Origin of the sequence: Burkholderia sp. WTPI3 (assembly GCF_021483755.1) — a bacterium.
Classification (GTDB): Bacteria; Pseudomonadota; Gammaproteobacteria; order Burkholderiales; family Burkholderiaceae; genus Burkholderia.
Genome location: NZ_JAGIXF010000123.1, coordinates 1 through 14640 on the forward strand (window position 1 = coordinate 1; position 14640 = coordinate 14640).

General features: G+C 66.9%; 15 protein-coding genes and 1 pseudogene. 8 read left to right on the forward strand and 8 right to left on the reverse strand.

Going from position 1 to position 14640, the window contains the following annotated elements; genetic code table 11:
• Positions 1-474 precede the first annotated feature (474 nt).
• Complete coding sequence (locus J7024_RS33740) at positions 475-1413, reverse strand: LysR substrate-binding domain-containing protein (RefSeq protein ID WP_096500608.1); 939 nt, start codon at positions 1411-1413, stop codon at positions 475-477.
• Between the two features lie 231 nt (positions 1414-1644).
• Between J7024_RS33740 and J7024_RS33745 the strand changes: the two genes are divergently transcribed.
• A complete protein-coding gene (locus tag J7024_RS33745) occupies positions 1645-2520 on the forward strand; it encodes a LysR substrate-binding domain-containing protein (protein WP_124830543.1) in 876 nt (291 codons plus the stop codon).
• 128 nt (positions 2521-2648) lie between these two features.
• On the opposite strand, the gene J7024_RS33750 is transcribed toward J7024_RS33745, so the two are convergent.
• The 6 genes from J7024_RS33750 to fae all read right to left on the reverse strand — a co-directional run bounded on the left by J7024_RS33750 (position 2649) and on the right by fae (position 8464).
• Positions 2649-2990, reverse strand: a complete 342-nt coding sequence (locus J7024_RS33750; protein ID WP_124830542.1) for a hypothetical protein — start codon at positions 2988-2990, stop codon at positions 2649-2651.
• Positions 2987-3712 carry a hypothetical protein gene (locus J7024_RS33755; protein ID WP_175770423.1) on the reverse strand — a complete coding sequence of 242 codons (726 nt, stop codon included), beginning with the start codon at positions 3710-3712 and terminating at the stop codon, positions 2987-2989. The genes J7024_RS33750 and J7024_RS33755 overlap by 4 nt, the downstream gene beginning before the upstream one ends.
• Positions 3713-3909: 197 nt before the next feature.
• Complete coding sequence (locus J7024_RS33760; protein ID WP_226278860.1) at positions 3910-5244, reverse strand: MFS transporter; 1335 nt, start codon at positions 5242-5244, stop codon at positions 3910-3912.
• A 169-nt stretch (positions 5245-5413) separates the two neighbouring features.
• Positions 5414-6865 (reverse strand): NAD-dependent succinate-semialdehyde dehydrogenase, encoded by a 1452-nt coding sequence (locus J7024_RS33765; RefSeq protein WP_175761405.1) that lies wholly within the window; start codon positions 6863-6865, stop codon positions 5414-5416.
• 14 nt (positions 6866-6879) lie between these two features.
• Positions 6880-7899, reverse strand: a complete 1020-nt coding sequence (locus J7024_RS33770) for an aldo/keto reductase (protein ID WP_124830539.1) — start codon at positions 7897-7899, stop codon at positions 6880-6882.
• Positions 7900-7939: 40 nt separating this feature from the next.
• Entirely contained in the window at positions 7940-8464 is a 525-nt protein-coding gene (fae, locus tag J7024_RS33775) for a formaldehyde-activating enzyme (protein WP_098554625.1), read from the reverse strand.
• A gap of 323 nt (positions 8465-8787) precedes the next feature.
• Here fae and J7024_RS33780 point away from each other — a divergent pair, with 323 nt between their 5' ends.
• The 3 genes from J7024_RS33780 (at position 8788) to J7024_RS33790 (ending at position 10956) form a co-directional block, all read left to right on the forward strand.
• Entirely contained in the window at positions 8788-9705 is a 918-nt protein-coding gene (locus tag J7024_RS33780) for a LysR family transcriptional regulator (RefSeq protein WP_124830538.1), read from the forward strand.
• A 204-nt stretch (positions 9706-9909) separates the two neighbouring features.
• Complete coding sequence (locus tag J7024_RS33785; RefSeq protein ID WP_175751156.1) at positions 9910-10275, forward strand: hypothetical protein; 366 nt, start codon at positions 9910-9912, stop codon at positions 10273-10275.
• Positions 10276-10389: 114 nt separating this feature from the next.
• Positions 10390-10956 (forward strand): hypothetical protein, encoded by a 567-nt coding sequence (locus J7024_RS33790; protein WP_234745868.1) that lies wholly within the window; start codon positions 10390-10392, stop codon positions 10954-10956.
• Between the two features lie 28 nt (positions 10957-10984).
• Here J7024_RS33790 and J7024_RS33795 read toward each other — a convergent pair whose 3' ends face one another.
• Complete coding sequence (locus J7024_RS33795) at positions 10985-11860, reverse strand: LysR family transcriptional regulator (protein ID WP_014900463.1); 876 nt, start codon at positions 11858-11860, stop codon at positions 10985-10987.
• A gap of 160 nt (positions 11861-12020) precedes the next feature.
• Between J7024_RS33795 and J7024_RS33800 the strand changes: the two genes are divergently transcribed.
• The 4 genes and pseudogenes from J7024_RS33800 to J7024_RS33815 all read left to right on the forward strand — a co-directional run bounded on the left by J7024_RS33800 (position 12021) and on the right by J7024_RS33815 (position 14536).
• A complete protein-coding gene (locus tag J7024_RS33800) occupies positions 12021-13340 on the forward strand; it encodes a DUF3422 family protein (RefSeq protein WP_175751157.1) in 1320 nt (439 codons plus the stop codon).
• 29 nt (positions 13341-13369) lie between these two features.
• Positions 13370-13570: a hypothetical protein gene (locus J7024_RS33805; protein WP_124830534.1), complete on the forward strand. Its 201-nt coding sequence runs from the start codon at positions 13370-13372 to the stop codon at positions 13568-13570.
• Positions 13571-13878: 308 nt separating this feature from the next.
• Positions 13879-14028, forward strand: a pseudogene (locus J7024_RS33810) (cyanase); the annotation flags it as partial.
• 265 nt (positions 14029-14293) lie between these two features.
• On the forward strand, positions 14294-14536 hold the full coding sequence (locus J7024_RS33815) for a hypothetical protein (RefSeq protein ID WP_124830533.1): 243 nt from the start codon (positions 14294-14296) through the stop codon (positions 14534-14536).
• The last annotated feature ends 104 nt before the right edge of the window (positions 14537-14640 follow it).

Sequence of the window (14640 nt, forward strand, 5' to 3'; positions counted from 1 at the left end):
GGGCCTTGATCGCGGCGGAGGCGGGGGCGGCCGAAGCGAGTGCGTGGGACGGCGTCGCGGCGGGCACGCGCGCGAACGGCGCTTCGGTGGCGGGATCGTGGACGACGATGAACGCGTCGCTTTCCGGGACGACGAAGCGGCCGTTCACGTAGTTGCGTTCGGTTCGCATGAAGAGGCTCCTCCAAGGGGTGCGGGCGGATCGCTTCGGATGGCGAAACGCGCGACAACAGGACAGGAGCCATTCTGTTCATGCGTTTATTGCACGACAAACGACTTATTTTCGCGTCGAGCATGAGAAAAACGCACGTTACTCGGCCGGGCAACCGGAATCGCCCGTCATACAAGGCCACCGCGTCGACCGGGACGGCGGGCGGCGGCGGCACCGGCGGGGGTATTCCCCGACTGATTTGCGTGTGTCGGGGCGCGGGAGCCGGCAGGGCGGCGCCCGTCAGCCAGGCGACGCGTGAACAGGCCCTAGCGCAGCGGCACCTGCGGCAGCGGCGATGAAGGTTCGAGGTGGCGTTTCGCGAGCCACACTTCCTGTTGCAGCCAGTCGCGGAACTGCACGATGTGCGGCAGGTTCGTCTGTTCGGGGCGCGTGACGAACCAGTACGATTGATGGCCGTCGACGTGTACGTTGAGCACCTGCATCAATTGCCCGGTCGCGAGCTCGCGCGCGACCATGTGGCGGTCGGCGATCGTGATCCCGAGGCCGTCGATCGCCGCGCGGATCGCGTGGTCGAGCAGGTCGAACTCGTAGCCGCCGCGCGTATCGACATCGGCGATGCCGGCGGCCTTCAGCCAGTGCTGCCAGGTCAGGTAGCGCTGGTCGTCGGTCGCGAGCACGTGCAGCAGCGTGAAGCGGTTCAGGTCGATCGGCGCGCCGTCTTGCCGCAGCCGTGCGTAGAGCGCGGGGGCGCAGACGGCGATATGCTGCTCCTGCATCAGCAGTGCGTTGTCGAAGCCATCCCATTCACCGTCGCCGAAGCGGATCGCGCAGTCGAGCACGCGCGATTCGCCGAGGCTGTCGTGGATCCGGGTCGTGAGGCTCAGCTCGAATTCGGGATGTGCGTCGCGCAGCCGGCCGAGGCGCGGCATCAGCCAGCGCGCGGCGAAGGTCGGCGGGACGTTGGCGCGCAGGCGGTTCAGATGGGTTTTCTCCTGCAGGCTGCGCACGGTCAGCTCGATCTTGTCGAACGACTGCTGCAGCGCGCGCAGCAGCACGCGCCCGGCCGCCGTCAGTTCGAGCTGGTGATGGCGGCGCTCGAGCAGCGTTTCGCCGAGCTGGCCTTCGAGCTGGCGCACCTGCCGGCTCACCGCGCTCTGCGTCACGTTGAGCAGTTCGGCCGCGCGTGTAAAGCTGCCGGTGCGGCCGGCCATCTCGAAGGCTTTCAGCGCATTCAGCGCCGGCATCTTGCGTCTCACGGGGCGGTGTCGTGTTTGGTGCGGGATGCTTATTGTAGGCGGGTGGACGGCGGCGCGGCGGGAACGACGAATGACGTGGCCGGCCGATGGGCCGCGTGCAACGGATATCGGGGTTTTCACGACCTGCCGGGCGGCGCGCTTTTCTGCGATAAAGCTGCGCGCAAGATTGCCGGCGGCCTGGCCGGCAGCCAGACGAAAGACGGAGAGGAAACACATATCATGCGACGCCTGCCATCGTTGATCGCGTTGCGATTTTTCGAAGAAGCCGCGCGTCATCTGAGCTTCAACCGCGCGGCGGTTTCGCTGTGCGTGACGCAAGGCGCGGTGAGCCGGCAGATCCGCTTGCTCGAGGAGGCGCTCGGCGCGAGGCTGTTCGAGCGCGATCACAAGGGCGTGCGTCTGACGGATGCCGGCGAGCGGCTGCTGCCGTTCGTCGGGCAAGCGTTCGACACGATCGAGCGCGGCGTCGGCGAGATCGCCGCCGCACGGCCCGGCGCGAAGCGGCGCCTTACGGTGTCGCTGCCGCCGACGTTCGCGACGCAGTGGTTTTCGCCGCGGCTCGGCTCGCTCGCGGAGGTGCTGCCGGATGTCGAGCTGTCGATCCGCACCGAGCCGGCCGACGATTGCCATTGCCACATCCGCTTCGGGCGCGTGGCGCGGCCGGGCATGCAGTCGGAGCTGCTGATGATGGAGCGCCATGCGCTGGTTGGCGCGCCGCGCCACCGCGGCGACGCGCTCGATGCGCTGCTCGGCCGGCTGCCGTCGCTGCACGTGCTGCACGAGGGCAAGCGCCTGACGTTGTGGGCCGACTGGTGCGAGCAGGCAGGGATCGCGGTCGAGCGGATCGGCGACAGCATCGAGTTCTCGACCCTCGAACAGGCGATCCGCGCGGCGCGCAAGGGCGCCGGGCTTGCCGTGGTCGACCTCACGATGATCGAGGAGGAGATCGCCGAGGGCAGCCTCGTGGAGCTGTCGCCGGTGCTGCCGATCGGGCCGTTCGGTTATTGGCTCGACATCGCGCCGGAGAACGTCGCGATCGAGCCGGTGCGCGCGTTCGCCGCGTGGCTGCGGGAGCAGGCGGCGAGGAAGGGGTAGGGGGGGCGACGATGCGACGCGGCTGATCGGGACGTTGGAAAACCCGAGCCTCGTCCTAATCCGGCACGCATGGTCTCCGCGTTGTTATCCGTTAAAGATGGTTACCGTGCCGGCTGTGGGTCATTGGGTCATTGATCGGGGTCCTGGCCGAAATGGAGAAGGGTTTTCCGGCGCCCGACGGCCCTTGCTTCAGCTTCCGAAATGATGGGCAACTGACTCTTCGAGTGATCGATGCGCCCCGTATCGAAGACTTTTCTTGGTGGCCGTGATATGGGCTGGCTGGCGGGGCGCAGGCCGTGCTCCGCGGCAAAGCCGCGCATGACGCGCGCCAGGCTGTCATGGAGCGCGTTCGCGATGAACGTACCGATGACCTGCATGGTTTCTACGCGGTGCCCGATTGTCGAGCGATCTCGCTTCGCCGCAGTGCGTTCGATCCGGAATCCCGTGATGCGACAGCGCTTTACAGTCATTCGTAAATCTCCTTTTCAATCAGGTATGCGCGCAGCGCCCGCACGGACTCGCGATGCGGTGCGACGTCGAATGTCATCCACCGGTGGGACCCGGCTACTCGCCAGAAGTCGCGACCGACTCTCGTCGCGTAAAGTGCCCGCAGCGATCGAAGGGACCCGTCGGCCAGCCCGATCGGGTATCCGCGGAAGTACTGGAACAGCGCTGCTTCGTCATCGTGCTCGCCGGGAATCGGTGCATCGAAGCCGAATCTCGGCCACGCGTAGTATCCGTAGAGTCGTGGGCCGCCGGGTTTCGGCGCAGCCTTTCGACCGCCCACGGCCAGTGCGACGATCCGAGGGATGCCCAAGGTAGCGCACGCTCGAGCGATTCTCCAGAGCATGGCCGCGCCGAGTCCGACGACCGCGCTGTCGGAAAGATCGATGGTCTCTAGTTCGAGTACGGACGCGTCCGTGCTTCGAAGGACGGATATCCGATTCTCGGATCGGATCAACGCCGGGTGGGTGACGGCGAAAGTCAGCCTGCCTGAACTGTCGAGATAGCTCTGGATATCCGATTCGGCCGGCGCGCCGCACAGGGACACGAGCAACTCGTCGGTGACTTCGCCTTCGATACCAAGCAGCGCGGGAATGTCCAGATCGTTTCGCTCGACTGTCAGTCGATCGTCGAAGTAAATCGCTTCGTACGGGAGAACATGGCTGAGATCGACATGAAGGGCCGGCATGGTCGTGCACAGGAAACGGAAAGCCCCAGCATATCGCCGCGAATCCGGCGGCCCCAGTCTGCCGAACAGTCAGCTCGAACGTGCCGCAGCGGGGTGTCCCGCCGGGCTTCCGCCCGGTTCGTACCGATACACACGATGTCGCGTCGCGCCTGCCGGCAGGCCCGGCCCTTCCGGCAAGCGCGCCGCGCATCGGTCTTTCAATGCCCGGCCGCCTCCTCCAGCGTCAGGTGCTTCGTCTCCGGTGCCCACGCGATCGACACGATCATCCCGACCAGCAACACGCCGGCCAGCGCGAACATCGTCGCGTGAAAACCGAGCGTCGCGATGCCGACCGGCAGCAGGAACGTGCCGATCGCCGATCCGAGCCGGCTGCACGCGATCGCGAGGCCGACGCCGCTTGCGCGTACTTCGGTCGGGAAGCACTCGGGCGGAAACACGCCGACAAGATTGCTGAATGCCGACATCGTCAGCGTGAACACGGCAAACGCAACGATCATCGCGATGGCCGCCGACGACGGCAGCAGCGCCAGCGCGACGAGCGACGCGCACGTTACCGCGAACGACCCGATCAGGAAGCCGCGCCGCGACAGCCGGATCGTGAGCCAGATTCCGATCAGCGCGCCGAGCACGAGGAAGCCGTTCAGCATCAGGTCGGCGCCGAAGCCTTCGGCGAGGCCGATCGTCTTCAGGATCGTCGGCAGGAACGTGTAGATCGCGAAGTACGGAATCACCAGGCACACGAAGAACGCGCAGTTGAAGATCGTGCGGCGAATCAGGTCGCGCTGGAACAGTCGGGCAAAGCCGCCGTGCGCGTGCGGTTCGGTGGCGCCGTCGAGCATCACGTGCGGCCCGAAGTGCTTTGCGACGATCGCGCGCGCTTCGCGCTCGCGGCCCTTGCCGAGCAGCCAGCGCGGCGATTCGGGCGTGCCGATCCGCAACACGAGCACGACGAACGCCGGCAGCGCGGCCGACGCCAGCAGCCAGCGCCATGCGTCGGGCGCGACGTCGCTGTAGGCGAGGCCGAGCACGTTCGCGGCGACATAGCCGATCGTCCAGATCACGCTGAACGAACCGAGCAGCGCGCCGCGATGCTTGCGCGGCGAGAATTCGGCGAGGATCGCGTGGCCGACCGTGAAGTCGCCGCCCATCCCGAAGCCGATCAGCACGCGCAGCAGGCACAGTTCGAGCGGCGACGACACGAAGAACTGCGCGAACGCGGCTGCGGTGATGATCACGAAGCTCGTCAGGAAGATCTTCTGGCGGCCCATCCGGTCGGACAACCAGCCGAACACGAGGCTGCCGAAGAAGATGCCGACCAGTGCCGAGCTGCCGATCATCCCCATCCAGAACGCATCGAGCGGCATCTGCTTGCCGAGCGCGGCCAGCGCGTAGCCGATCGTGCCGAGCGTATAGCCTTCGGTGAAATGCGCGCCGAACGTCAGCCCCGCGATCTTCACGTGGAAGCGGTTGAGCGGCACGTCGTCGAGTGCGACGGGGTGGTGCGGCACATCGGCGCCGCGCGACGGCGGCAATGCGCGCGCCGTGCCGGATTGAAGGTTGGCTTGATTCAAGCTGTCTCCTGGATTGTTGTGCGTCCGGCATGCGACGTGCGGGCATCGAACGACGCCGGGAAGCCGTGCCGGGCGCCGCGCGGCCGGATGGCGCGCGGCGCATGTCGAGCGTCGGGACCGCCGGGCGCGGTCAGCGGCCGAGACCGGCCATCAGCGTGTACTTGAGCTCCACGTACTCGTCGAGGCCGTACTTCGAGCCTTCGCGGCCGAGCCCCGATTGCTTGACGCCGCCGAACGGCGCGACCTCCGTCGAGATGATCCCGTCGTTGACGCCGACCATCCCGCTTTCGAGCGCTCCGGACACGCGCCATGCGCGGCCGAGGTCGCGCGTGTAGAAGTACGCCGACAGACCGAACGGCGTGTCGTTGGCCGCGGCGACGGCTTCTTCCTCGGTCGTGAAGCGGAAGCAGCCGGCAACGGGGCCGAAGGTTTCCTCTTCGGCGATCAGCATGTCGGGTGTCATGCCGGTCAGCACGGTCGGTTCGTAGAAGGTGCCGCCGAGCGCGTGGCGCTTGCCGCCGGTGAGCACGCTCGCGCCTTTCGCGGTCGCGTCGGCCACATGCCGCTCGACCTTGCCGAGCGCCGCTTCGTTGATCAGCGGCCCCTGGTCGACGTCGCCCGCGAGCGCGTTGCCGACGCGCAGTGCGCGCACCGCGTCGGCGAGCTTGCGCGTGAAGGCGTCGTACACGCCGTCCTGCACGAGGAAGCGGTTCACGCACACGCAGGTCTGCCCCGTGTTGCGGAACTTCGATGCGATCGCACCCTGCACGGCCGCGTCGAGATCGGCGTCGTCGAACACGATGAACGGCGCGTTGCCGCCGAGTTCGAGCGACAGCTTTTTCAGCGTGTCGGCCGACTGCTTCGCGAGCAGCTTGCCGACGCGTGTCGAGCCCGTAAACGACAGCTTGCGCACGACGGGCGAATGCGTGAGCGCCTCGCCGATGGCGACCGCGTCGCCCGACACGACGTTGAACACGCCGGCCGGCACGCCCGCACGCTCGGCGAGCACCGCGAGCGCGAACGCCGACAGCGGTGTTTCCTCGGACGGCTTCAGCACCATCGTGCAGCCCGCCGCGAGCGCGGGGCCGGCCTTGCGCGTGATCATCGCGAGCGGGAAATTCCACGGCGTGATAGCCGCGACGACACCGACCGGTTCGCGCGTGACGACGATCTGCGCGTCAGGCTTCGGGCTCGGGATCACGTCGCCGTACATCCGCTTCGCCTCTTCCGCGAACCATTCGAGAAAGCTCGCCGCGTACGCGACTTCGCCGCGGGCTTCCGCGAGCGGCTTGCCCTGTTCGCGCGTCAGCAGCTCGGCGAGCGCGTCGCGATGTTCGAGCATCAGTTCGCCCCAGCGTTTTACCCGGGCGCCGCGCGCCTTCGCGGTCAGCGCGCGCCAGCCGGGCAACGCGCACGCCGCGGCGTCGATCGCGCGCTGGGCGTCGTCCGCGCCGCCTTTCGCGACTTTCGCGATGGTCTCGCCGGTCGCGGGGTTCAGCACCGCATAGGTCGCGTCGCTCGCGCCATGCGGTTCGTGCCATTCGCCGCCGATGTAGTGGCCGGTTCTGAGAAATTCGGTCATCGTGTGTGGTCCCTTCAATCCGTGAAGCTGCCCTGCGCCGGGCGCGACGCGCGCGCGATGCGCCGGCCGGCCGTGTAGTCGTTGATCAGGTCGCACGGCGTGTAGTTGCGTTCGAGCTCGTGCAGTTCGTCTTCGCCGAGCCGGGTTTCGAGCGCGCCGAGTGCGCTGTCGAATTGCGCGACGGAATCGGCGCCGACCAGCATGCTGGCAATGCCGGGACGGCTCAGCACCCAGGCCTGCGCGATTTGCGCGGGCGGCACGCCGCGCCGCTTCGCGACCTTCGCGACCGATTCGGCGATCGCGAGCGATGCCTCGTCACCGTACATCTGCGCGGTGAAGAAGTCGGTCTGGTTGCGCGTCGATTGCGACTCGCAGGTCAGCAGGCCGCGTGCGAGCGGGCTGAATACCGACACGCCGACGCCCTGGTCGATGCAGTACGGCACCATTTCGCGCTCTTCCTCGCGATATGCGAGGTTCAGCTGCAACTGCATGTTGATCGGCTTGTCCCAGCCGTTGCGCTCGCACGCCTGCATGATCTTTGCGAATTGCCACGTATACATCGTCGACACGCCGATATAGCGGGCCTTGCCCGCGCGCACGATGTCGTGCATCGCGCTCATCGTTTCCTCGACGGGGGTGTTCACGTCGAAGAAGTGCAGCATGAAGATGTCGACGTAGTCCATTCCGAGACGCTTCAGCGACCCATCGATGCCGTCCAGCACGTGCTTGCGCGAATGGCCGCCGGCGTTCGGATAGCTGCCCATGTCGTAGCCGACCTTCGTCGTGACGACGAGCTCCTCGCGGCGCGCGTTGCGCTTCAGGATGCGGCCAACCACTTCCTCGCCGACGCCTGTCGAATAGAAATCCGCGAGATCGATGAAGTTGACGCCGGCATCGAGCGCGCGGCGCACGATCGGTTCGCTCTGCGCTTCGTCGAAGATCCACGGCTTCCATTCGGGCGTGCCCATGTTCATCGTGCCGAGGCACAGCCGGGACACCTTCAGGCCGGACTGGCCGAGGCGGACGTATTCCATGCTTCCTCCTGATTCGGCCTTGCCGGCCGTTCGTTGTCGGTCAGTGCTTGTTCGGCGTGTAGAACGGGTTCGATACGTCGCGCGCGGCGGCGAACACCGCGTCGCGATGCGGCAGCCCCTCCATCGCGGCGACGATCGCGTTGCGGCACGCGCGGTAGTTGTTCTCGAACACGGCGTCGAGATCGTCGGTCTTCGGGTTCACCCAGTTCGCCGACACGACGACCCAGTCGTTCTCCGCTTCGGGCGGCAGCGTGCCGTTTTCGAGCGCTTCGGCGACCGCCTTCGCGATGCCGGCCTGCGAGGCGCCCCACGTCGCATTGCCGTGGAAGTCGCCGTCGATCTGCGCCTTGTTCACGTACAGCGTGAGCGGCTTGGTCGGTATGCCCGGCTGCGCGATCACGACGAACGGCGCATGGCCGGCCGACGGCGTCGCGAGTGCGGTCGCGAACGCCTGCCCGGCGGGACCGTTGCGCGGGCCGATCAGCACGTTGATGTGCGCGAGGTTGACGCCGGGGCCCTCGAAGCCTTCGCCGATGAAAAGCTGTCTGGGTTGCAGTGCGGTCATTGCTGTGTCTCGTCGATGAGGTTGGTGTGAGGCGATTGTCGGGGGCCGCGGCGCGGCCGGTGAATCGATGTTTTCTGATCGAGGTATGAGTTTTCGTCGTCTCCGGGAAAGCCCTGAACGCCGCGCGCGAACGCCCGCCGGCCGGGCGGCCGGTGCTTCGGGACGGTGTCGCGGAACGGGCGGTGCGGGCGGACGGCTGCCTGCCGGCTCCGGGTTTGTCATACCCGGGCAGGGGTTGGAGGGCCGTGCGGGTCTGGACAACAATCGGCATCGCCAGTCCTATCTTTCGTCGCCCCGTCCTTTTTCGAAAGCGAGTAATTCCGATGGCAGCCATTCAGAAGCCCGATTGGTCGAAGCTGAGTTCGCTCGACCCGGAGCTGATCCGCGCATTCGTTGCCGTCGTCGAGAGCGGCGGCTTTACCGCGGCGGCCCGGCAGCTGCATCGCACGCAGTCGACCATCAGCCTGCGGATCCGGACGCTCGAGGAGCGGCTCGACACGCACTTGTTCATGCGCAACAGCCGGCGGCTCGAACTGTCGCGGGACGGCGAGAACTTCCTGATTCACGCGCGGCGGATCATCCAGGTGCAGAACGACGCGATCATCGCGCTGAAGCAGACGAGCAGCGACCGCGGCGTCGTGCGTTTCGGGTTGCCCGAGGATTACGCGGAGTTGTGGCTGCCCGACCTGCTGAAGTCGTTTTACGCGCTGCGGCAGGGTGCGCGCCTGCACGTGCATTGCCGGATGTCGCTCGAACTGGTCGAGCGGCTGCAGGCAGGCGAGCTCGATGTCGCGCTGGTGGTGCGGCATGGGCCGAATGCGGGCGGGCGGTTGCTCGGCCGCCACGACGTCGTGTGGGCCGCGCATCGTGACTTTGTGCTCGACCCGCTCGCCTCGGTGCCGCTCGCGCTGTTTCCTGAAACCTGCTGCTACCGGCAACGCGGGCTGCAGGCGCTCGCGACCGCCGAGCGGCCGTATCACGTCGTCTATACGAGCCAGAGCCCGACCGGCATCAAGATCGCGGTGAACCACGGCGCGGCCGTCACGATGATCGACCGCTGCACGCTCCCCGGGAACTGGCGCGTGCTGGACGACGCAGACGGTTTGCCGCCGTTGCCGCCGGCCGATCTCGAGTTGCATCGCTCGCCCGGCATCTGCGATCCGTTGACCGACGATCTGGTCTCGCTGATCGAGGCGATGGTCGACGAACGGCGGCGGGCGTCGCTCGAGGCGTTCGCGTAGTCGAGCGCCCGGCGTGTGGATGCCGGGGCGGCAGGCCGGCATTCCGTCGAGCCGGGAGTCCCGGAATCGGGAAGGCCGGTGGACGGCGCGGGTGCTGCCGCATGCCGCTTTTTGCGCCGCAATGCCGTTTTTTTGCACGGCGTTTATATCTCTTCTTCTAAGCTCGGGATGTGTTGAACAGCCGCGACGGCCTCCGTCCGTTCCATGACCTTCATCCATCCCGTCCCCGCTTTCGATGTCGCCGGCCGCCAGTTGCGCACCGATGAGCGCCGCAGCGTCATTCCGTTTCCTTTGGCGCGCCCGCGCCTGCAACTGCCCGTCACGCTGACGGCCGGTTCCGCCGCGCTCGCCCACGCCCGGCTCGCGGCGCTCCTGCATTCCCCGCTCGGCGTCCATGTCGTCAGCGCGCGCACCGTGCGCAACGTGATCCACGTGCAATTCGACATCGCGGCGGAGGATCTGGACTTCACGCTGCGCATGCTGATCGCGCTGCAGGCCGACGCGATGATCGGCCCCGTCGCCCGCCGGTTGCATGTCGGATCGCAGCACCGCCAACCCGGGGCGCGCTGATTGCTTGTTCGGTCCGCCACCTTTTCTCCGGTTGCCGTGTTGTCGGTGAACCGGTCGCGGTGGACGTTCGTGCGCCGCGTCGTACGCGGCGCTGGCCCTCGACAGGGAGGATTCATGTATCTCGCGGAAGAAGTGCGCATCGCGCGGCCGGCAGGCCGGCGCGTGCGGGTCGCGACGCTGCCGTCGGGCAGGCAGCTCGCCCGGCAGTTGATGGTGACGGTTCGCGCGGCAGACGTGCTGCTGCGCCAGGCGATCCGGATGCCGGATCGGCATCAGTGGTCGGTCGACCTCGAGCGGGTCGACGCGGCCGGCGGCCCGTTGGCCGCATGGGATTCACACGTGACGTTCCGCATCGCCAAGGTGTTCGAGCCGGCTGTCGACGCGAACGCGCGGGCCGGCGATCCCGACCAGGTCGCCGTCGACATCCGGTTGTTTCTGCCCGAGCAGGCCTATCTGGGCGAACAGCGTGTCGGCATTTTCGGCCGGCGGCATGGCAACCGGTTCGGCGCGACGCTGTCGGTGACGGCCGGGTCGCAGTGGGGCGGCCGGCGCAACGAATGCATTCCGCCCGCCGGGCGGCACGTGCATGGCGACACGCTCGAGGCGCTCGTCGACACGGTTGCGGGCATCGTCAACGCGGCGCTGCTGGCCGCGGGCCATCCGCGAGCGGGCGATTCGTGACGCCGCCTGCAGCGGCGCCTGATCGCGCTCAGGCGTCGCTGGTCTGCCCGGTTTGCCTTTGCAGATCTTCCATCAGTTGTTCCGCGAGAAAGTCGCATGGCGGGCGCTTCGATTTCGTGCTGCGCGCGAGGATCAGCTCGAGCGGCGGCAGATCGGGCAGCCCGTGCGAGCGGCCGAGCATCGACAATTGCGCGGGAATCGCGCAGCGCGCGAGCGGCGCGACCGCGAGGCCGGCTTCGACCATGCTCAGCAGTCCGAGCAGGCTCGGGCTTTCGTAAGAGGTCCGGAACGGCAGCTTCGCGCGTTCGAGGCTGCGGATCGCGTTCTCGCGCGCGACGCTGCCCGGCATGAACACCGCGATCGGCAGCGGCCGTTCCTCCCATACGCGCGGCCCGTTCGTCATCGCGGCCCATGCCATCGGCTCATGGCGGATGAAGTCGCCCGACAGCCCCTTGATGCGCGTGCCGCACACGAGGTCGACGGTGCCGTCCTTCAGCAGCGGCGCGAGCGCGCTACTCGGCAGCCCGATCACCTGGATCTCGACCTTCGGATAGGTCGCCGAGAATTTCTTCAGCACCGACGGCAGCAGCGACGACGCATAGTCGTCCGGCACGCCGATCACCACCTTGCCGGTCACTTCCGGGCGCACCACGGCCGCCCATGCCTCGTCGCGCAGCGCCAGCATTCGTCTGGCGAATCCCAGCAAGACCTCGCCTTCGCGCGTGAGCACGATGCTGCGCGGCTTGCGCACGAACAGCGGCCGACCGATTGCGTCCTCGAGGCTCTTGATCTGCATGCTCACGGCCGACTGCGAGCGGTTCACGGCCTCGGCCGCACGGGTCATGTTGCCGGTTTCGGCGACGGCGACGACGGTGGCCAGCACGTCGTGATCGAGCATCTTCATCGGTATCAGGAAAACTGAATGTAACGATCAACATTATGCGTTTTTATTGTCGCAAGGTGTCTGCCATAGTGGAATCACACCGGCTGCATCGTCCGATGCAGCACGGCAATTGCGCCGGCGTGGCCGACATGCAGCGTTGAACAGGGAAAGTGGTGTACCGATGATCGATCATCCGTTGCGCGCCGCACTGGCCGCGGAATTGCATGCCCGGCCGTTCCTGCGGCTCGCCGAAGCCGTGTCGCTCACGCACTATGCGATCTACGCGGACGGCCAACCCGATCTTCACGAAACGCTATTGCACGCGCTGTGCCGCGACACCGGCATCGAAGCGCCGCACGAAGGCGCGACGCACTACGCGGTGCAGTCGTCGTCCGGCTGGCATCTGAAGTGGGAACGCCACACCGAATTCTCGACCTTCACGTTCGTCGCGCCGCGCCGCGACACCGGCTATTTCGACGATCTCGCGATCGAGGGCATCCCGGCCGCGTGGTTCGCGCGGCTCGCCGGGATCCGTTTCGTCGCGGTGCGCATGGAGTTGCTGTCGGGCGACGCCGCTCGGCTCGTGTGCGGCGACCTGCGCCGCTGGATCGACGGGCCCGCGCTCGTCGGCAGCAACGTGCTCGGCGGCGGCAAGGTGTTCTGCGACTGGCATGTGCGTGCCGACGGCTTCATGCGCTTTCTCGTCGTCGACGAGGATTTCCGCGAGGAGCAGGGCGGCCGTTTGCTGCAGCGCCTCTATGAGATCGAGACGTACCGGATGATGGCGCTGCTCGCGTTGCCGGTTGCGCGGCAGATGAGCCGCGAGCTCGACGAGATCCATGCGGCGCTGCATGCGCTGATGCAGCGGATGGATGCGAGCGGCGCGGCCGGCGACGACGCGGCGCTGCTCGTGAAGCTCACGCATCTCGCGGTGCGCGTCGAGGCGCTGTCGGGCTCCGGCGGGCGTTTCAGCGCGTCGCGCGCGTACGAGAAGCTCGTGCTGGCGCGCATCCAGGAACTGCGCGAGGAGCGCATCGAAGGCATGCCGACGATCGCCGAGTTCATGGAGCGGCGCTTCGCGCCGGCGATGGAAACCTGCCGCAGCGTGTGGGCGCGTCACGAGCAGATCGCCGCGCGGATCGCGCGTGCCGTCGACCTGCTGCGCACGCGCGTGAATCTCGCACAGGAAAAGGATGTGACGCGATTGCTGGCGGGCATGGAGCGCACCGCTCGCAACCAGCTTCATCTGCAGCACGCGGTCGAAGGGCTGTCGGTGGCAGCCATTTCGTACTACGTGCTGTCGCTTGCGGCCGCGGCGTTCAAGGCGCTGCACGTGATGAACCTGCCGGTCGATCCCGAACTGGCGGAGGGCCTGCTGATCGCGCCGGTCGTGTTCGCGGTGATTCACATCACGCGGCGCACGCGCGCGCAGCTGGCGCGCTCGGAGGCCGCGCATGACGGCGCACCCGTGCATGCGGCGGCGTTGAAGCAGGCAAGCTAAAACATTAACGACATATCAAAGGAGTGGAGATGAATCCTGCAAAAACGCAACCCGGATTTTTCAGCAGCCTCGACGCGTTCGACGAGCCGGTTTGGGACGAAACGGGTGCGCCGAAAGAAGCACACGTGACGTCGTATCAGGCCGCGATGCTGGAGCCGACGACGTCGCTCGTCGGCGGCACGTTCGATCGGCCGGATGTCGCGGCGGTGGCGATTCTCGGATACAACTGACGCGGTGTCGAACGTGGTCTTGATGCGGGCAAGCTGACAGCTGCGTCAGCTTGCCGCGTTCGGGCGGGCGAATAGCATGCAGACAGACTGGAGCGATGAAGCAGGTGGCTCAATCGCCGGAGAGATCGCTGCTTGACCCGCCATGAGGGATCTGGCTCGGTAGATGTACCCATGCGGTAGCCAGGGCGCGCACCGTCTTGTCCGAAATGTCGTCGACCGTGCGGCGTTCACCGAAGGTGAACGGCGGCACCTTCGAGTTCGGATCCGGACTCTTGTAGCACCAGTCGCGGCCTTCGTAGTCGGGCAGGCTGCCGCCGCTCGTCCACGAGAAGTTCGGCGACGGCATCATCAGCGCGATCAATTTCCGGCGCGACGTGAAGAAGGTCGACGATCCGGACGGCGGTTCGCGCGCGGTGATCACGCTCGACGGCAATTACCTGCCGACCAAGCCGTTCTGATGCGGCTGCCGCGCCGTGGCCGCGAGGTCGTGCGGCGCGGCACCGCTGCCGCGACCGCTCGTTTTCCCCACCCTCCGCTTCGCCCGCCGGCCATCGTGCCGGCCGGGTTTCCCGCATGGCCGCGCGGGCGCTAGCCGCACCCCGTTTTCCCGCCCTTTCTCACATCGATTCCGTTCAATGTCCGGAACGGAAATCCGCGATCCAAAAAGTTTTTGACGGGTTTAAAAATTCGCACTGGAGACGACAGATGCGTGTGGAAAGCCCGATGAAAACCGATGAAACCATCACGACAGCCAGCATGGCGAACGAAGCCGGCGATGTGCCCGAGCGGCCGCCGACGATCGCCATGCGCAATGTGTCGCCACCGTTGCGTGCGCCGGCCGGATGCCGCCGCCGATCGTCGCGCCTTGCCCCCGACACCCGCCGTCCTGCGCCACACGATCCGGATGAGGAATCGCTCGATCCCTCTCCGCCGGCACCGTGCGACCGTACAGCCGGTCGCGCCTGACATCCGACATTCGCTTACTTTTTCAACACGGACCATCATGAAACGGGATTCATTCAGCATACCTGATGCAGTGCGTCGCGACGCGACGACGGACATGCTCAAGC